Genomic DNA, 17,828 nt, shown 5'->3' with positions numbered 1-17,828 from the left:
CGAGGATGGTGGTCAGACGCGCGCGAGTGTCGGGTAGTCGGTGTACCCCGTTTCGCCACCGCCGTAGAGCGTGGTCGGGTCCACATCGTTGAGCGGGGCATCGTTGCGCAGGCGTTCGACGACGTCGGGGTTTGCCAGCGCGAACTGTCCCAGTGGCGCGATATCGGCCAGGTCGGCGTCGATGTCGTCGGCGATCTGCTCCCGCGTGCGTCCGTAGCGCACCACGAGTACCGCAGTCGGCCACACATCGCGGAAAGAGCGGAGCAATTCGTCGTCACCGACATGGTGGACGTGAAGATAGGCAAGGTTCAGCGCCGCGAGTTCCCCGACCAGGTGCGTGTACTGGGTTCGAACGCTTTCGATATCACCCTCGTTGATCCCGCCCAACGGCATCGACGGCGACAGTCGGATTCCCACCCGGTCGGCTCCGATCTCCTCGGCCACCGCGGCGGCGACCTCGATCACGAAGCGCGACCGGTTTTCCACCGATCCGCCGTACTGATCAGCGCGGTGGTTCGAGTTCGGCGAGAGGAATTGGTGCAGCAAGTAGCCGTTAGCGCCGTGAATTTCCACGCCGTCGGCGCCGGCCGCGATGGCGGAGGCGGCGGCGTGGCGGAAATCGGCGATCGTGGTCTCGATGTCCGAGATACTCAGCTCTCGCGGCACCGGAGTTTTCTGCGGACCTGTTGCGGTGAACATGTCCTGATCGGCAGAGATGGCCGACGGCGCTACCGGCTGGCGGTGGTGTGTGGTGTTGTCGGGGTGCGACATCCGGCCGACGTGCATCAGCTGGATGAACAACGCCCCGCCTTCGGCATGGACCGCGTCAGCGACATTCGACCAGCCCTCGATATGTGCCGGGGTGTAAATCCCCGGCGTGTTCGGGTAACCCTGGCCGTCGTCGGAGGGCTGTGTGCCCTCGGTGATGACCAGTCCGAGCGAGGCGCGCTGGCCGTAGTAGGTCGCTACGAGCGGGCCCGGGGTGCCGTCCGGATTTGCCCGGTTGCGGGTCATCGGCGCCAAGGCGAGTCTGTGCGGAAGTTCGACGCGCCCGAGAGTGAACGGCTGCCAGAGTGAAGGTGAGGTCATGAGTTGGGTGTTCCTTAGGTTGATCGGCCGGTCACGTAGGTCACCGGCGCGAAGCAGATGTGACTCTCGTGGGACGATCGAGATGAACACCTGAACCGCATCAATAGTGACTCTACTCAGAACTGAATGTACTCATAATTTATTCCGAAGGATATCCGTCATGTCATCCGTTCCCCAGCCAGCCGGACGGCGCGAGCGAAACAAGCAGCAGAAACTCGACCGCATCACAGCCGCTGCCAGTGAACTCTTCGCCGAGTACGGCGTCGACGAGGTCACCACCCAACAGATCGCCGAGAAAGCCGACGTCGGGACAGGGACGGTGTTCCTGTATGCCAAGACGAAGGGCGAATTGCTCCTACTTGTGCAGAACGCGAACTACAGCGGCGCACTCGAGCGGGGTCGTACAGATGCCGAAAACATCCCCGACGTACTCGAGGCGGTGATGGCGATCGTCCGACCGATCGTGCGATGCAACCGCACCCAGATCGACAACGGGCGCACCTACCTGCGAGAGATGGTCTTCGGTAACCCCGACGAACCGCACCACGCGGAAGCGCTCAACATCGTCGGCCAGACCGAGGAAGCCATCGCAGGCGTGCTGCGCCGAGGCGGACGGGTCGGTGAAGCCGATGCCGCGACGCTGGCGCACGTCGTCTCGGCGATCATGTTTCTTGCGATGGCGGCAACGATCAATATGGCTCGTGGTGTCGATGAGATCGAGGCGGACATCAGGGGCCAGGTGGCCGCTCTCCTGCCGCATTGATCGCAAAGCCGACCCCGCGGAGTCTGTCGGCCGGCATTGCCTTTGCTGTCGGTGACGACGCCGTCGGAGGTGTCCGTTGGTCTGGTCGACCTTGTGGCCCAAGGGCGGTGGGACTTGTCAGGGATCGGCCAAGTGTTGTATTGGCGCAGGATCAGACTGCGCCTTCTCGACATTCACTCGATAAGTGGTAATTCCAGTGCGACGAGGACCAATTGCGCGCGGGTCAGTTCGAGAAACACCGAACTGCTCGGAGTCGGACCGGCGACGTAGAGATCAGCCGCGTCTTTCAGTTCCTCCAGCGATAGCTCGACTTGCTGAATTGCGCTGAGTAAGTTTGTTATTCGCACGACATCGCCTTCCATTGCTTCCTCCTGGATGCGCAGTGGCTCTCGCCCGTCGACCTAGTGGGGGAGAGTGAACGAGTTCCCAGGGGGCGGCTACGTGCCGCCCCCACAAAACATCGTGTCAATCAAGAATTGTCACGGAACCAGCACAGCTGTGGGCTGTGAATTTCCTTCGGACTTCGCGTCGGGGTGCTCGTCGAGTGCGCGGCCCTCGATATCGAGGTCGGGGATGATCTTGTCGAGCCAGCGCGGGAGCCACCATGCGCTCTTGCCCAGCAGCGCAAGCATCGCGGGCATCAAGATCATACGCACGATGAATGCGTCCGCGAGGACTCCGACGACAAGCCCGAATGCGATCGACGCCGCGACTGCCATGGTGCTGGTGGCAAAACCGGCGAACACGAACACCATGATCGCAGCTGCCGCAACGAGAACCGGTCCGGATGTCTTGAAGCCGGATATCACCGCGTCCTTGGGTGACATCCCGCGGCTGTGCATTTCCTGGATGCGGGAGACCAGGAACACCTGGTAGTCCATGGCCAGCCCGAACAGCACCCCCACGAGGATGATCGGCAGGACGCTGAGCATCGGATCACCTTGCGGTGCAGGGATGATCGCATCCAACCAGCCCCACTGGAACACTGCGACGCTGCCGCCGAAGGCGGCGCCGACCGAAAGCAAGTATCCGAGTGTGGCGATCAACGGTACGAGTAGGGATCGGAACATGATGGTCAGGAGTACGAAGGACAGAAGGACGATCACCACGACGTATTTGATCAACGCTTGGTGCAGTGCGGCGTCCATGTCGATGCCGATTGCGGTCTCACCGGTCACTTCGAGGTGAACACCAGGCGCCATGTCTGCCCGGTCCCGAATGTTGTCGACCAGGTTCTCGGTGCTCTCGTCGATAGGGCCACCCGTCGGTACGAGGCGGAACAATGCCGCGGTTCCGTCTTCACTGAGCACGCCCGGATCAACACTCTGTACACCGTCGAGGTTGGTGAGTTGCTCTTGCACCGCAGCGGTATTCGTTGCGTTGTCGCCTTCGGCGATCACCATCAGCGGACTTTGGATGCCGCCGAATTCTTCGACGATCAGATCGTAGGCGTGACGCTGCGTAGACGAAGGATCAAGGCCACCGGGAACGTTCTGCGCGGTTTTCATCCCGAGCAGCGGAATGGCCACGATCAGTAGGACACCGATGCCGGCGACGATCGAGATCACCGGACGCCGCACCAGGAATCCGACCCATGCTGCGAAAAATGTTTTACTACTACGCTTTTCGTCAGCAGCATGTGACGCGACGGCAGGCACAGCTGCGACAATGTGGCGTTCCTTGCGCGGCAGCGCCCGCAGGCCGAGGGTGCGCATCAGTACCGGCAACATGGTCAACGACATCAATACTGCGACAAGAACTCCGAACGCTCCGCCCATACCCATGTCGGTGATGAAGCTGATCCCGACCACGCGCAAACCGGCCAATGCGATGATGACGGTCAGGCCGGCGAACACGACTGCTGTTCCGGCCGTGCCGACTGCCTTGCCGACGGACTTCTCGACGCTGTGACCATCGCGTAGTTCGGCGCGGAATCTTGTGAGGATGAACAGGCTGTAGTCGATACCTACTGCCAAGCCGAGCATGGTGCCCAAGGTGATGGTGGTCGGTTCGATCGGGCTGATGGTGCCGTAGGCCAGGACCCCGAGGGTGCCGACGGCGACGCCGCTGAGTGCAACGAGCATGTTCGCACCTGCGGCGAGAAGTGAACCGAAAGTGAGAAACAGAACGACGAATGCCACAAGGACGCCGGCAATTTCGCCGATGCCGCCTACCGAGGTCGCGGGTTCGAAGAGTTGCCCACCGACCTCTGCCACCAGGGTGTTCGGAGCGGTGTCCGCGAGTGCCAAAATAGCGTCATATGCGGCATGCTGCTGATCTTCGTCCATCGCAGCGAAAATGACAGTCGAGACGGCGGTCGTCGTGTCCGCTGAAACGAATGGGTTCGACGAGTCGAACGGGTCGCTGACTGTGACGACATCTGCGACAGTCGACGCAGAGTCGAGTAAACCGTCGATCTGATTGCGCACATCGGTATCCGTCACGCTCGCGCCGCCGGTTGTCTGCATCACCAACTGCACAGTGCCCGGCGCTCTGTCGGACTGGCCCGTCGAGGGGAACTTCTGATTCATCACCTCCATGGCCTGCGAAGCCCGGGTGTCCGGAATCGATGCCGACGCGCTCTCCTCCGCGGACCCACCCGAGACCAGCACTCCAGTCAACGCAAACAACGCGACTAGCCACGCGAGGACGACAACGAGTCGGTGGCGGGCGCTGAATCGCCCTATCCACGCTAGTACGAGGGGCATGATTCTCCTGACAAGAAAGTGAAAACAGTTCGCACGCAACAACTCATGCGAAGAGGACTGTTTCAGTTTCCCTGGGAAACGGCCCAACGTCGTCGTCCATCGAGACCGAAAAAACTACTGCAAATGAAGTACACCGGCCGGGGCAGGCAGCCCAAACACGCGATCAGGCGACCAACCCAGCCTGATAGGCAAATACAATCAACTGGGCACGATCCCGGGCGCCCACCTTGATCATCGCGCGGCCCGCATGAGTCTTCACGGTGAACGGAGACAGGAACATGTCGGACGCAATCTCGGTATTGCTCTTGCCTGCAGCTGCGGCGATTACCACCTCGCGCTCACGAGGAGTCAGCGCAGAGAACCGAGCAGCCAGCGCCGCGTCCACGGTGCGCACGGGTTGTTCGGAGACTCGGCTGATTACCGACGCTGCAGCCGAACCAGACAGTGCGCCAACACCACTGGCTACTGCCTCGATACCCGCGGCCAGTTCGGTGGGACTGACAGCTTTGCTCAGGAACCCGTTGGCGCCGGCTTGCAGTGCTGTCAGCACTGTCGCATCGTGATCGAAGGTTGTCAGAACGATAATTTTGACCGTCTCTGCCGGTGCGAACTCGCGGATGCGTCGAATCGTTTCCACGCCATCGATCCCCGGCATACGAATATCCATCAATATGACGTCGATCTGGTCGGTCCTCGCCACTTCGACTGCCTGGTACCCGTCGGCGACATCCGTCACGACCTCGATACGGTCGTTTCCGGCGAGGATGGCACGCAGCCCTTGGCGAATCATTTCCTGGTCGTCGACAATCATTACCCGTATCACCGGATCGACCTCCCTTGGGTGGGTATGGTCGCTTTCACTGTGAACATCGTTTCGTCGCCTCCGATATCGAGCACACCACCGGCAGATGTCGCACGCTCACGCATCCCCACCAAACCGTATCCTTCTCCCGGTCGATTTCTCGATCCGATACTGCCGCGTCGATTGGCTACCTCGACGACGATGAAACCGCCTGCGGATCTGAGCGTCAGGTCGACCTCACTGTCTCCGTGCCGATGCGCGTTGGTCAAGGCTTCCTGCACGATCCGATAGGTTGCCGCGTCGACAGTTGGATCCAACTTATCTGCAACTGTGTCGATTTCGGCATTGACCTTCAACCCGATCCGGCGGTAGGAATCGATCAGTCCGGAAATCTGATCGACACCCGGAACGGGTTGGGTCTGATCCTCGATGGGGCTCGAATCACCGCGCAATATATTCAGAATACTTTGAGTCTCGTTGAGTACCGCTGCAACGCCGACGCGGGCCGCGTCGAGCGCCTGCCGCGTCGAGCGCCTGCCGAGATCGTTCCGAATCCGGAGGCAGATTCACCTCCGCCACACCAAGATTCATACTCACTACGGCAACTTCATGTCCGACCATGTCGTGGAGATCGCGCGCGATCCGCAAACGTTCTTCTGCGACACGCCGATTCGTTTCACTCTCACGCGTGGCAATCGCATCCAGTGCCCGTTCCTCGAGTGCCTTCCAGTAGCGCTCTCGGTTGCGGAGAGCGTTTCCTGCGGCGGCTGCTGCTATCGCGGAAGCGAATCCCGCAACAGCGGCCGAGTCGAGAAGTCCGGCGGAATCGGCGTACACGGAAGCTGCGTAGGCCACGAAGCCTGCGGCCAGGCCGGTGCCCAGCCCGGAGGTCCCACGCAGAGTCAGCGAAAAGACAGTGAAGACCGCAACAGTCCATGGCACCAAAGGATCCCAGAAGATTGCATCGATCACGGACCCTGCCAGTACAACAGTCAGACCAGCCCACGTATAGCGCCGCGATATGGCGACGCCGAGTGCAGTGACTGCGATGGCAACGTACCCACCGAGTGGTGCAGATTCGGCCACCATCCGAAATGCCTCGGTGCATACGGCGAGTATCGAGACCACCAGAGCTATCCGGTCCAGCGCCTCGACCTGCCGGAACCATGGGCGCCGGATGAGGTTTTCGAATTCGAGCAAGGACATAGTCGCTATTCTCCTCCCCGCCCAGAGGGAGGCGTCGCGGAACGTGGCATCGTCGCTCGTCTGTGCTGGGGATTCGCAACGATCCGCCGCCGTGTGTCAGCGGTTGGTACGTCCTAGGTCCACGGGCAGTTGGATACCGGTGACGTGGCGGGCTTCGTTGGATGCGATCCAGGCAACAGCTGCCGCGATGTCTTCGGACTGGCTCACCTGGTCAGGGAGACTTCCCATGAACAGCAATCCGAGGTCCTGGCGCGTCTCCATCTTTTGATGCAGTTCGGGGACGGTGAGACCTGTGGCGACACCGTGGGGATGGACGGTGTTGACGCGAATTCGATACTTTGCCAGTTCGTTCGCCATCGTCTTCGCGAGACCTGTCACCCCGTGCTTGGCAGCTGCGTAGTCCGCAAGAAACGGTAGGCCCTTCAGTCCGGCGACCGAGCTGGTGAAGACGATCGCGCCGCCGGTCGCCTGTTCGATCAAGATCGGTACCGTCGCTTTGGCGGTGTAGAAGGCGCCGTGCAAGTTGTTGTCGATGGTGGCGTGCCAGTGATCTAGATCGATTTCCCAGGACAGGGATGCGGTGGTCATGCCTGCGTTGGCAACGACTACGTCGAGCCTGCCCAGTTCGCCGACTCCGTGTTCGACTGCGGCTGTGAGGGCATCGAAGTCGGTGATGTCGGTAATGCTTGTGACGATGCGCCGGCCGTGTTGTTCGACCAGCCGCACTGTTTCCGCGAGGTCTTCTGGTGTGGCACCGGCATATTCGGTAGTAGGTAAGTCTGCACAGATATCGAGGGCGATGATGTCTGCGCCTTCAGCGGCGAAGCGGACTGCTTCGGCGCGTCCTTGGCCGCGGGCGGCTCCGGTGATGAAGACGACTTTGCCTTCGTAGCGCCGGGCATTGGGTGCGTCGGGGATCGGCGCTTCGGGTATCTCGGCGGTCATGGGGCACTCCTCGGGTGGGGTTGTCTGCACGCTGTACCGATGATGCCGCGGTTTTCCGAGGCGCGAATCGTCCAGATGGATCAACTTCGACTACTGCATTTGGAGTAGATGTGAACCCGTTGCGACGCTCCCAGCGAGGTCGGCGATCGAGTTGCCGTACCTCCCTCTTTCGCAACGCTCGTGAGAATGGTGTGCTGGATGAGTCACCTCCCGGTTTTTTGGACCGGAGCGGATCATCCCAGTGTTCAAGGAAGGCGCCATGACCACGATCCATCTTCACCAGACGACCACCGCGACGCCCGAGCAGGTCCTTGCCGGGCTGACCGACTTCGGCCCGGGGCGCGAGGAAATCTTCGGCCGCAGCGCAGACAACTACCTCAAAGTGCACCACGAAGGCCCCCACGATGCCGATGTCACGGAGGGCTCGGGCGGTATCTGGGAACGACTGCACTACGACTGGACTGACCCGCATCGCGTCGTGATGACGACCACCGACTCGAACTTGTGGGGTGGCGCGTCCGGCCATACCTACACTCTGACGCAGCAACCCACGGGTATCACCGATGTAGATGCAGTTGTGGTCCGCGACGGGAAGAACCTCAAGGGAAAGCTCCTGGCATCAGTACTCGGGCTCTTCGGCTCTCAAGTGTTGGGTAAGTCGTTCAAGAAGTCTGTCGAGGCTATCGAAGCTCGGGGCGGCGGCGCGAACGGAGACGGTAAGTAGAGGCGCTAGAAGTGTGATCCTAAGGGCCGTATGAAGATTTGCAAGTTCGACGATTACTGCGAAGGTAGTGTTCGCGGCGTAAAACTTAAATCTGTTTCGGGCCACTACACGGATCGGCGATCATTGACGGTATGGAGAACTCGAGCGCCGGCCGACGCGAAATCGTCCGAGAGTCGTATTCGGCCAGATCCCAGGAGTACACCGATCTCTTCGGCTCGATGGAGTCGACGCACCCATCCGATCGGGCCCTGGTGACCAGCTGGGCCGCCAGCCTGACAGGTCCCGTGCTCGACGCTGGGTGCGGGCCTGGGCAGTGGACAGACTTCTTGGCCCAGTGCGGACTGGCTGTGAGCGGGATTGATCTGGTTCCTCAGTTCGTTGAACGAGCCCGCGCGCAGTACCCAGATCTTTCCTTCGATATCGGGGGCTTCGAGGCATTGGACGCCGAGGCAGATTCTCTGGGGGGAGTGCTGTCCTGGTACTCACTCGTCCACCACAATCCGCAAGATATCGCGGCACCGCTCGCCGAGTTCGCGCGTGTGATTCGGCCGGGTGGTGGGTTGCTGGTTGGTTTCTTCGAAGGCGCAGCCGTAGAGCCTTTCGATCACGCGGCGACGACTGGCTATCGATGGCCGGTGGCCGAACTCAGCCGGGTTCTGGCTACAGCGGGCTTCGAAGTGGTCGAGGCCCATACCCGAACGGGAAGCGGTTACCGACCCCACGGCGCAATTTCTGCCAGGCGGCGGAGCGGCGAGAACACGTAGACGCGCGAAGTGTGAAGCGAGGGTCCATGATGCCGCGAACGGCATCAGAAGACTGCCCGATCCAGTGGACGCGGAAGAGGATCGAGCGCCCCCGCGCCGCGGAGGCGCTCGTATGCTCTGACGACTGCGTCGACCTCACCGGCTGCCCCGATCCGTAACAGCACGCCACCACCCGGTAGTGCGCCTCCTGCTTTCAGGTTGTCGGGGACTGCTTCAGCGCGTCCGGCGCAGAGGTAGCCGACTCGGCCGATCACGGGATCGCCGACGCGATAGTCGGACTCGTCTTCGAGGGCGTCGAGGATGTTGTCGTCGGTGACGTCGCCGAAGCCCGGTTCCCACACCGCGGCGAGCATCCGAAGTAGTTCCGCCTCAGGAACTTCGGAGGTGTCCGGTGTACTGACCGCAAGAACCATCGACTGAAGAATTATCTCCGGTTCGCCACCGGCTAATCCAGATAACTCGAGTCCCCAATCGGGACCGCTACCGGATACGAGCCTCAATCCGATTCCCAGACGATCCGACCAGTCTTCGGCGGCCTGCGCGTTCTCGAGGACCTGTGCCAACTGGTCGACGGTTACGGCGGTGGTAGGTCCGGACGAGTGGATCTGTTGCCACGACCCGTCGACCGACTCGGGCAACAGGAACTCGACTTGCTCCAACGTCTGACGCCACCGGGAGGCCACGGCTTGCACCGATTCCGGACGTCGTCCCCAGAAAACGCGAATAGCCCGTCGTGTCATCGATGCCTCCGGTAAGGATCGTCCATGGGCAGCCATATTCCGTCTTCGTGGATTCCGAGATCAGCGACGTCCCGGGTGAGAGCGTCGACGGCCGCGAGAACTGCAGGACGCGTTTCGTTCTCGCGATAAAGGAGCGACCACGTCCAGACTGCCGTGGGGGCAACCATCGGACGCGCAGTGAGATCGCTTGGCAGCGTGACGGTCTGGCCCTTGGGTGAGTTGACCACGGGGTGGCCGATGGCACGGACGTGATCGAAGAATGCCGGGCCGGTGATACCACCGTCGTTGATGCGCAGGATCTGTGCGCCGGTATCGCGAGCGAATTCTTCGGCGTAGACGTTCCACGAATACCAGGAGGTGGTGTCGTCGTCGATGAGTACGACCACGTCGCGTGCCCGCACCGGTGTGGTTTCCGCACCGGCGGAGACGGCGTACAGCCGATCCGCACCGAGCAGTCTTGCGCTCAGAGCATGTTGGGCGACATCGGTTTTCCGCACCCAGGCGATCGCCAGGTCGAGGCTGCCGTCCGCCACCCGCGCGGCCTGCGCGTGCGAGGGCACCACCCAGGGGTCGACGTGCAGTTGCGCGACCCCCGAAGTGCGCGCGCTCAGATCCGTGGGGAGCCAATTGACGTAGCCGATGCGGACGGGCTCCGCTCCGGACAGACGCTCCGCGCGTCGACGCAGATTCTCGGCTCTCTCGAGTAGTGCGCGGACGTCGGGGAGCAGCGCCGCGCCGGCCGGCGTCAGAGCGACGGAACGGCGGTCGCGGACGAACAGCTTGACGCCGAGGTCGCGTTCGAGTGCCATGATCTGCTGCGACAATGACGGCCCGGCTATCAGTAGCCGCGCCGCGGCTCGGCCGAAGTGCAGTTCTTCGGCGACGACCTCGAAGTATCTCAGCTGACGCAGCTCCACGATCCTTCATGTTACGTGCGGTGGGAGGTTGTGACTATCAGTCGGGAGCAAAGCGGTCGTGGCGGTTCGGCGCGGCCGCGGCACACGATAAGACCATGACCACAGTCCACAACGATGTCTTCCCGCGAGCGCACGCTGTCCAAGCTGCCGCTGCGCTGGCCGCGAGCATGGGAATCGGTCGATTCGTCTACACACCGATTCTGCCGTTGATGCACACGCAGGCCGGTCTGTCCGCCTCGCTCGGCGCCACCCTGGCCACAGCCAACTACGTCGGGTACCTCATCGGCGCGCTCGCGGGAATCCTCATTCCCGGCGTGGTGCGCTCGGCAGCGGTGATGCGTATGTCGTTGGTGGTTCTCATCGCGACTTTGGCGCTCATGCCCACTACCCACGACGGATCCATCTGGTTCGCCCTGCGGCTCGTCGCAGGCATTGCCAGTGCCCTCGTATTCATGATCGCCGTCAGCGCTTTGCACGCGCACCTTCGGGGGCAGTCCCAATTCCTGGCCGGATGGGGATTCGGCGGAGTTGGGTTGGGTATCGCCCTGTCCGGGGTCCTCGTGTTCGTCGTCCGCTTCGTCGGCACCTGGAGCACTGCCTGGCTGGCATCTGCTGCCCTGGCAGTGGTGTGTGCGGCCGTAGCCTGGGGGCTGACAACGGAACCGCGTCCGATCATCACACCGGACGCGCCGGGAACTCCCAGTCCCCAACGCTGGTTCACCGCCCTGTTCATCAGTTATTTCCTGGAAGGCATCGGGTACATCATCGCGGGCACGTTCCTTGTTGCCGCAATCGATCTCGCCGCTCCAGAATGGGTGGGCAGCGGTGCTTGGATAGTGGTCGGTCTGGCCGCATTTCCCTCGTGTGCCCTGTGGGCCTGGCTCAGCCTGCGTTGGTCGCGGCCGACCCTCCTACTCGCTGCCCTGTTGATTCAGGCGGTCGGCATAGCGCTGCCTGCTCTGATCGGCGGCGTCGGCCCCGCGCTGATCTCCGCTTTTCTGTTCGGCGTGACCTTCCTCGGTATCGGGTCGATCGTGTTGGCCATTGGCGCGCACCTGCAGTTCCCACGCGCCGTGGCGTTGCTGACCGCTGGATACAGCGTCGGTCAGATTCTCGGTCCACTCGTCGTCACTCCGTTGCTGCGAGACGGGTACCGCGACGCACTGCTACTCGGTGCTGCCATCGTCCTGGCCGCTGCCTGTGCCGCCGCAGCATTGCGGTTCCGATTCCCCCATGATGTCGACGCGGCTCCCCGGAAAGTAACCCCGAATGAGGAGGCAGTTTTTGATGTCAGATGATGAAAACGGTCGGAGCGCTATCCGTCGTAGGAGTGGAGATGTTCGAATGAGTGCACTCACAACCGATCTCGATCTCGAGATCCCCGTCATCGCAGCACCTATGGCCGGCGGTGCTTCCACACCGGCGCTCGTAGCTGCTGCTTCTCGGGCAGGCGGGCTCGGCTTCCTCGCCGCCGGGTACAAGACGCCTCAGGTTCTGTCCGACCAGATCGACGCCGTGCGCGCCGAGGGAGTGTCGTTCGGTGTCAACGTCTTTGCGCCCAACCCGGTGCCTGTCGACGTCGATGCCTACCGTGCCTATGCCAGGGCGATCCAGGTCGAGGCGGATCGCTATGGCGTCACACTTGCCGACGGTGATCCGGTCGAAGACGACGACTACTTCTCGGACAAGATCGATCTGCTTCTGGCAAACCCGGTTCCGGTAGTGAGCTTCACCTTCGGCTTTCCCGCACCCGGCGTCGTCAAGGCGCTGCGCGCTGCCGGTTCGCTGGTCATATTGACGGTTACCTCAGCGGCAGAAGCGCTCCTTGCCGTCGACGCCGGTGCCGATCTGCTTGTCGTGCAATCGTCGGCTGCCGGTGGTCACTCCGGAACGCTCACTCCTCTGCAGGTTCCGGCGGAAACACCGATCGCCGAACTTATCGCTCAGATCCGTCATCGCACCTCTGTTCCGTTGTTGGCGGCAGGTGGACTGGCGACCTCAGCGGACGTCGCAGCGGCATTGCGCGCGGGAGCAGAGGCCGCAGTAGTCGGTACTGTGCTGCTGCGTACCGAGGAGAGCGGTGCCTCGGCTCCGCACAAGGCAGCTCTGGCCGACACGTCGCGCGGGAAGACCGTCGTCACAAGAGCTTTCACGGGACGTCCCGCCCGGGCACTTCGGAACGAGTTCATCGATCGCTACGACGCACGGGCGCCCATCGGGTATCCGGCCATCCATCACCTGACCAACCCCATGCGCAAAGCCGCTGTTGCGCAGAGCGATCCCGAGCGCATGCACCTGTGGGCGGGCACTGGCTATCGCCACGCGACGGAGGAACCAGCCGGGGTAGTGCTTTCGCGATTGGCTAACCTGTGACGGCGCGGACACCGGACATCACATTGCCCGAGGTGGTGACATACGACGGGCTGCCCAGTGGTGCACACTCGCTTCGAGTCAAGCGTCCTAATGATGCATTTCAGCGGCTGCAGACATTCCTGGAAGCCTGCACTGAACCAGTGTCGTTGCCGTCGTGGACGTTCGAGATCTACAAGGGTGGGCCATCCGAGCCGACCGCACAGTTGTCATCGTTCGCTACCGAGCTCTTCGGTGGGCCCCGCCACAAAGCGCAAACCCATACCGAATGGAACGTGGCGGCCGGATCCGTCAACGAAGCGCTCGATGCCCTCGTTGGTTCAGATGCGGTCACAACCTACGGACGTTCTTTGGCGGCACTGACCTACAGCGCGCCCGTACGCCTGATCGACCCGGACACCCGCGCGCCGTACCCCGGCATCACCCCCGACGCGTTCGGCCGCTTTGCCGTCGACGGATACGGCCGGCGTCTGGGGGAGTCGGGCATACGCGCAACCCTTGGCAACGCCGCATCCTCACTGTCTCTGTGGCTCAACCTGCCTGCAGACGAACGGTTGTCGTCCGGTGCTCGTCACCTACAAGGCCATCTCCCGTTCCGGCTGTCCGCGAAACACTGGCGACTGTGGCGACCCACCCGTAGCGGAGACTCGTACCGTTCCAACAAGATTCCTTCGCCCATCCACCTGCATAATTCGTAACTCTCGCACTTCAAGTCGGTGAAGGCCGAACCGCCGGATACCTCGGGTCCGTGCAGTAGGAGACCCTGCCGGCCAGGGCTTGTCGTCGTTCACCGCCGGAGTTTCGAATGTCGATGGCCGCCCATCCCGGAGTGGGATGAGCGGCCGCGATTCGTATTGCGTTGGTATCTAACGGGTTAGGACGCCGAGGTCAGGACCCGAAATTCTCGAGTGATCCGAGAAGTCCGGTCGCAGGTGGGGGAGTCTGGGTGACCTCGATCGTCACATCGGCGAGGACGGCCGGTGTACCGAAGCCGTTGGACGCGGTCACCGAGAAAGTGAACGATCCTGCCGTGGTGGGGGTTCCGGACAGGACGCCGGCCGCGCTGAGTTCGAGTCCGTCGGGCAATGTGCCGTCGGTGACGGTCACCGTGGGGGCGGGTTGTCCGGTCACGGTGAAGGTGTGGGTGTATGGCGTGTTGACGGCGCCCGTGGGAGGTGTCCCGTCGAGGGTGGGTGCTTTGTCGATCGCGATTACGGAGACCAATTGCCGGCTGCTGTCGACGACGTAGGCATGCCCGCCGTCGGGGGTGATCGCAATCCCACGAAGATACGCGCCGACCGGGATCTCTTCGATGACTGCCTTGGTGGCGAGGTCGATCACCGACACCTTGCCGGGGCTGGTGTCGTGGGTGACGTAGGCGCGGCTGCCGTCGGGGGTGATTGCCACGCTGCGAAGCCGCACGCCGACTGTGAACTCTTCGACGACGGTGTTGCTGGCGGTGTCGATCACCGATATATAGCCTGAATTGGTTTCGTGACTGACGTAGGCGCGGCTGCCGTCGGGGGTGATTGCCACCCCGCTGGGCCACCCGTCGATACGTATGGGACCGCCGATGACAGTGCTGGTGGCGGTATCGACCACCCAGACCCCGGCAGGTTCGACGGCGGTTATGTAGGCGCGGGTTCCGTCGGGGGTGAACGCCACCCCGTTGGAATAGGTGGGGATAGCGACTTCGCCGACCTTTGCATTGGTGGCGGTGTCGATCACCGATACGTTGCCGGGAATGGTGTCGTGAGTGACGTAAGCGCGGGTTCCGTCGGGGGTGAACGCCATGCCTACCGACCGCGAGCCGACCTCGATGGGGTTGCCGATGACTGCATTGGTGGCGGTGTCGATCACCAACAAAGCGCCGGGATAGGTTTCGTGCGCTACGTAGGCGCGGCTGCCGTCGGGGGAGATCGCCACCCCGCGAGCCTGTGCGGCGACCGGGATGGTGGTGTCGAGGACAGTGTCCGCGGCGGCGATACCGCCGGCATTGCCGAGCGTCATGGCTAGTGCCAGAACCGCAGCGCCGAATGCCGCGGTGGTCCGAGATCGACTCTGAGATAATGCTTTTCGATTGAGAGTATCCATAAAGAAGCAAACCCTTCCAGTCGTCAGCGCTCCGTACCGGTATGCGCAGCGGCCACAGGAAGGTAACCACCACATCGGAAGATATAGAACATTTTGCTTGTATGTAAGAGTTTCAAGTGGCCATTAGAGGACACATGCACCTGGTGGCCATGATCGCCCATGGACTCCGCGACCCCTATCGTCGAGATGAGTGCTGAGATGAGTGCCAATCTCCAGGGTGGCATGACCGAAGCGGACCGAAAACGGTACGCCCGATTGCAAAGTCGCGACTAGCACCGGGTTTGGGCCACGCAGCAGTCATCCTTTGACCTCGTCGGAGACAGGCGTGTAATAGATCCATGAGTCAACGCAAGTCCACATTTTGAAGTTCGGCGGGTGCGACCCTCGAATCTCTCTTGTCGTGAGCGCCGACGAAACTGAGGAGACAGACAATGATGCATGATGACGTGCCGCTGTCGGTCTACCGAATTACGAGCGACGATCTGGTAGACGAGTACCAATCCCTGTACAACAGGTTTGATCGCCTCACCCCGAACCAAAAAGCACGGTTCTATTTTGTGAACGAAGAAATGAAGGCCCGCGGGCTTGGACACGGCATGCCGACCCCCACCACGCACGATCGCAACGATGCCTGGGACGGGGAAATCTGAGATCGCTTTGGTTCCTCGGTACCCAGCAGCCGAATTCGATGACCAATACACGGTGTCGAAGACAGTCGCCGACTTTTCTTCTGTTGAACAATGGGCAGGTAGGGCGCAGTTTTTACAGATGAAGAGCGAAGTGGAAGAACGTTTGATCGCTCATGCGGTGACGCGGTTGTCCGCGAAGTATCCGTCGGTGTCCGCCGACGTTGTCGCACAAGTGGTGGCATCGGTGCACGCTCATTTCGACGGCCACCGATGCCTGGGACACCCCTCACGATCCGACGGTCGAATCTGCGCGGCTGTGCCAGCTCGAGGCCGATTTCGCGTATGGCATGAATAGAAGGCCGCAGTTATGCCCGTTTCCAGTACACAGTGACCGATTGCGGGCGTATCTGGTTCTTCGTTGAGCCGGCCCCGAAGTGCGCGAAGTCGAAGCACGCGGGGGTGGGGGCTGTTGGGGCGGTGTGTGACTGGGCATCCGAAGGAACCGAGTAGAGCTGTTCGAGGAGAAGCGGAGCCGCTTCTAATTGCTGTCCGACCGGCGCGAAGAGAAAAGCACTCGTACATTCTTTCGCCCACAGGTCCGAATTTCATCATTGCTTTGCCTTGGCCCCGTGGAGGAGTGTGAGAGAGGGGGATTGACCCGTCGGTGCCGTCGAGGCGCCGACCGAGAAGAAGGGTGTCGATCGTGTATGCACGCTCTACAACCATTGATGCGCAGCCGTCGTTCATCGACGTCGGGATCAAGCACATGCGCGATACCGTGATGCCCGCGCTCGCCGGCATCGACGGCTGCGCCGGACTGTCCCTGCTGGTCGACCACAGCTCCGGTCGGTGCATCGCCACCAGCTCCTGGACGGACGAGGATTCCCTTCGTGCGAGCGAAGGACCGGTCCTGCAGCTCCGCGCCGGCATGGCTGAGGTCTTCCATGGCGCCACTACCGTCGCGCGGTGGGACATTGCCGTCCTGCATCGTGACCACCGCTCACACCGTGGCGCTTGCGTGCGGGTCACATGGCTCGAGGTCGAGCCGGGCCACCTCGAGCGCGCAGTCGACGTGTACAAGATGGCCTCCCTGCCCATGATGCAAGACCTCGAGGGGTTCTGCAGTGCCAGCTTGCTGGTCGATCCTGCCGCCGGTCGCGCCGTGTCGTCGGTGACCTTCGACAGCGCTGCGGCGATGAATGGCAACAGGGAGGAGTCCGAGACCATCAGAACTTCGGGACTCCGTGAGTCCGGTGCGCGGCTTCTCGAGGTAGGTGAGTTCGAGCTGGCGATCGCTCATCTGCACGTGCCCGAGATGGCCTGACAACGATCGTCGATGAGGCGTTAGTTTGCGTGCGAGTAGTGCCGGGCTCCGCTCAGCGCGTGTGTGTGGAGTTCGGGATCGGCATGCAGATGGCGTCGGAGCATGCGAAGGCAAGTCGCGTTGACCTGTCGAAAAACGTGCACGCGACGCGCTAGTTGACACGAAAATGATGGTGACCATCACTCGGTGAGGGTGGGCCTGTCGACCAGAGCGCCGCTACCAATCACCGCGACGCCGTACTCGGCGGCGAAACGCTACAAAGCCGACCTCGCGCAAAGTTTGCCGATCGCCGCGATAACGCGATCGGTGCTGCGAACCACCCATACCGCGCGTCCGTCTCGTAATGACGGCATCAAGAATCGGTCCTTCTCAATAGGCCACTGCACAAATCCGCCGGCCAGCTCATCCTGGACTTCTCCGGCGATCAGCACTGTCAGCTCGAGCGTCGACTGTTCGATGTGTGGCCCGCCGAACCCGAGGCCCCTCAGCGGGCTAGTTCCCGCACTCTTGTGCTTCGGCCGCGGGCCAGGCTTGAGTGCGAGGTGGCAGTAACCGTCGTCGAGCAACGAGACCGTCCACTGGCAGTTCTCCATGTACGTATCGGGGGTGTACCGGCATTGCAGATCTCTGCCCACGGCCTGGCACGCCTCGACGACGTTGGCGGGAGCGTCGTCTGGTGCATCCGGCCCCGTGATCGGAAAGGTCCAGACCCCCACGTAGTCGATGTCGGGCACATACATGCCTTCACTGTGG

At 62.0% G+C, this 17,828-nt stretch carries 20 protein-coding genes; 9 read left to right on the top strand and 11 right to left on the bottom strand.

The window, feature by feature from the left end; genetic code table 11:
• Window positions 1-12 precede the first annotated feature (12 nt).
• Entirely contained in the window at window positions 13-1,089 is a 1,077-nt protein-coding gene (locus tag RG2_RS23230) for an alkene reductase (protein ID WP_033233795.1), read from the bottom strand.
• Window positions 1,090-1,249: 160 nt separating this feature from the next.
• Between RG2_RS23230 and RG2_RS23225 the strand changes: the two genes are divergently transcribed.
• Window positions 1,250-1,852: a TetR/AcrR family transcriptional regulator gene (locus RG2_RS23225; protein ID WP_033233794.1), complete on the top strand. Its 603-nt coding sequence runs from the start codon at window positions 1,250-1,252 to the stop codon at window positions 1,850-1,852.
• A 173-nt stretch (window positions 1,853-2,025) separates the two neighbouring features.
• Here the strand turns inward: RG2_RS23225 and RG2_RS31895 are convergent, their stop codons facing one another.
• From RG2_RS31895 to RG2_RS23200, 6 genes are all read right to left on the bottom strand, one after another.
• Window positions 2,026-2,199 (bottom strand): hypothetical protein, encoded by a 174-nt coding sequence (locus tag RG2_RS31895; protein ID WP_155276680.1) that lies wholly within the window; start codon window positions 2,197-2,199, stop codon window positions 2,026-2,028.
• A 132-nt stretch (window positions 2,200-2,331) separates the two neighbouring features.
• A complete protein-coding gene (locus RG2_RS23215) occupies window positions 2,332-4,560 on the bottom strand; it encodes an MMPL family transporter (RefSeq protein ID WP_033233792.1) in 2,229 nt (742 codons plus the stop codon).
• A 163-nt stretch (window positions 4,561-4,723) separates the two neighbouring features.
• On the bottom strand, window positions 4,724-5,371 hold the full coding sequence (locus RG2_RS23210) for a response regulator transcription factor (protein ID WP_207787492.1): 648 nt from the start codon (window positions 5,369-5,371) through the stop codon (window positions 4,724-4,726).
• A gap of 8 nt (window positions 5,372-5,379) precedes the next feature.
• Window positions 5,380-5,814: a sensor histidine kinase gene (locus RG2_RS31350; protein WP_051730438.1), complete on the bottom strand. Its 435-nt coding sequence runs from the start codon at window positions 5,812-5,814 to the stop codon at window positions 5,380-5,382.
• Window positions 5,804-6,568, bottom strand: coding sequence for a histidine kinase (locus RG2_RS31345; protein ID WP_051730437.1), 765 nt, complete (start codon window positions 6,566-6,568; stop codon window positions 5,804-5,806). The genes RG2_RS31350 and RG2_RS31345 overlap by 11 nt, the downstream gene beginning before the upstream one ends.
• 96 nt (window positions 6,569-6,664) lie before the next feature.
• Window positions 6,665-7,513, bottom strand: a complete 849-nt coding sequence (locus tag RG2_RS23200) for a mycofactocin-coupled SDR family oxidoreductase (RefSeq protein WP_051730436.1) — start codon at window positions 7,511-7,513, stop codon at window positions 6,665-6,667.
• Between the two features lie 259 nt (window positions 7,514-7,772).
• Between RG2_RS23200 and RG2_RS23195 the strand changes: the two genes are divergently transcribed.
• Both RG2_RS23195 and RG2_RS23190 read left to right on the top strand, forming a co-directional pair.
• Window positions 7,773-8,237 carry a hypothetical protein gene (locus RG2_RS23195; protein WP_033233906.1) on the top strand — a complete coding sequence of 155 codons (465 nt, stop codon included), beginning with the start codon at window positions 7,773-7,775 and terminating at the stop codon, window positions 8,235-8,237.
• Between the two features lie 131 nt (window positions 8,238-8,368).
• Window positions 8,369-9,001, top strand: coding sequence for a class I SAM-dependent methyltransferase (locus tag RG2_RS23190; protein ID WP_174557380.1), 633 nt, complete (start codon window positions 8,369-8,371; stop codon window positions 8,999-9,001).
• 44 nt (window positions 9,002-9,045) lie between these two features.
• Here the strand turns inward: RG2_RS23190 and RG2_RS23185 are convergent, their stop codons facing one another.
• Together RG2_RS23185 and RG2_RS23180 are read right to left on the bottom strand one after the other, a co-directional pair.
• The gene (locus RG2_RS23185) at window positions 9,046-9,741 is read right to left on the bottom strand and encodes a hypothetical protein (RefSeq protein ID WP_033233789.1); all 696 of its coding nucleotides are present in this window, start codon (window positions 9,739-9,741) and stop codon (window positions 9,046-9,048) included.
• Complete coding sequence (locus RG2_RS23180; RefSeq protein ID WP_033233788.1) at window positions 9,738-10,658, bottom strand: LysR family transcriptional regulator; 921 nt, start codon at window positions 10,656-10,658, stop codon at window positions 9,738-9,740. Before RG2_RS23180 ends, RG2_RS23185 begins: the two co-directional genes overlap by 4 nt.
• 95 nt (window positions 10,659-10,753) lie before the next feature.
• On the opposite strand from RG2_RS23180, the gene RG2_RS23175 reads away from it, so the two are divergent.
• From RG2_RS23175 to RG2_RS23165, 3 genes are read left to right on the top strand one after another with little or no spacing between them, the layout of a single operon-like run.
• On the top strand, window positions 10,754-11,956 hold the full coding sequence (locus tag RG2_RS23175) for a YbfB/YjiJ family MFS transporter (protein ID WP_033233787.1): 1,203 nt from the start codon (window positions 10,754-10,756) through the stop codon (window positions 11,954-11,956).
• A 46-nt stretch (window positions 11,957-12,002) separates the two neighbouring features.
• Window positions 12,003-13,031, top strand: a complete 1,029-nt coding sequence (locus RG2_RS23170; protein ID WP_033233786.1) for an NAD(P)H-dependent flavin oxidoreductase — start codon at window positions 12,003-12,005, stop codon at window positions 13,029-13,031.
• Window positions 13,028-13,726, top strand: coding sequence for a hypothetical protein (locus RG2_RS23165; protein ID WP_033233785.1), 699 nt, complete (start codon window positions 13,028-13,030; stop codon window positions 13,724-13,726). The genes RG2_RS23170 and RG2_RS23165 overlap by 4 nt, the downstream gene beginning before the upstream one ends.
• Window positions 13,727-13,916: 190 nt before the next feature.
• Here the strand turns inward: RG2_RS23165 and RG2_RS23160 are convergent, their stop codons facing one another.
• Entirely contained in the window at window positions 13,917-15,122 is a 1,206-nt protein-coding gene (locus tag RG2_RS23160) for a beta-propeller fold lactonase family protein (RefSeq protein ID WP_051730435.1), read from the bottom strand.
• Between the two features lie 431 nt (window positions 15,123-15,553).
• Between RG2_RS23160 and RG2_RS23155 the strand changes: the two genes are divergently transcribed.
• The 3 genes from RG2_RS23155 to RG2_RS23145 all read left to right on the top strand — a co-directional run bounded on the left by RG2_RS23155 (window position 15,554) and on the right by RG2_RS23145 (window position 17,075).
• A complete protein-coding gene (locus RG2_RS23155) occupies window positions 15,554-15,772 on the top strand; it encodes a hypothetical protein (RefSeq protein WP_033233784.1) in 219 nt (72 codons plus the stop codon).
• Window positions 15,750-16,106 (top strand): three-helix bundle dimerization domain-containing protein, encoded by a 357-nt coding sequence (locus RG2_RS32745; protein WP_371851331.1) that lies wholly within the window; start codon window positions 15,750-15,752, stop codon window positions 16,104-16,106. The genes RG2_RS23155 and RG2_RS32745 overlap by 23 nt, the downstream gene beginning before the upstream one ends.
• Window positions 16,107-16,445: 339 nt before the next feature.
• Complete coding sequence (locus RG2_RS23145; protein ID WP_033233782.1) at window positions 16,446-17,075, top strand: hypothetical protein; 630 nt, start codon at window positions 16,446-16,448, stop codon at window positions 17,073-17,075.
• Between the two features lie 254 nt (window positions 17,076-17,329).
• Here the strand turns inward: RG2_RS23145 and RG2_RS23140 are convergent, their stop codons facing one another.
• Window positions 17,330-17,815 (bottom strand): hypothetical protein, encoded by a 486-nt coding sequence (locus tag RG2_RS23140; protein WP_033233781.1) that lies wholly within the window; start codon window positions 17,813-17,815, stop codon window positions 17,330-17,332.
• Window positions 17,816-17,828: the final 13 nt, after the last annotated feature.

Origin of the sequence: Rhodococcus globerulus NBRC 14531 (assembly GCF_001894805.1) — a bacterium.
GTDB classification, from domain to species: Bacteria; Actinomycetota; Actinomycetes; order Mycobacteriales; family Mycobacteriaceae; genus Rhodococcus_F; species Rhodococcus_F globerula.
The sequence above is the reverse complement of the archived record's forward strand: the minus strand, read 5'-3'. Positions and strand labels throughout refer to the sequence as shown.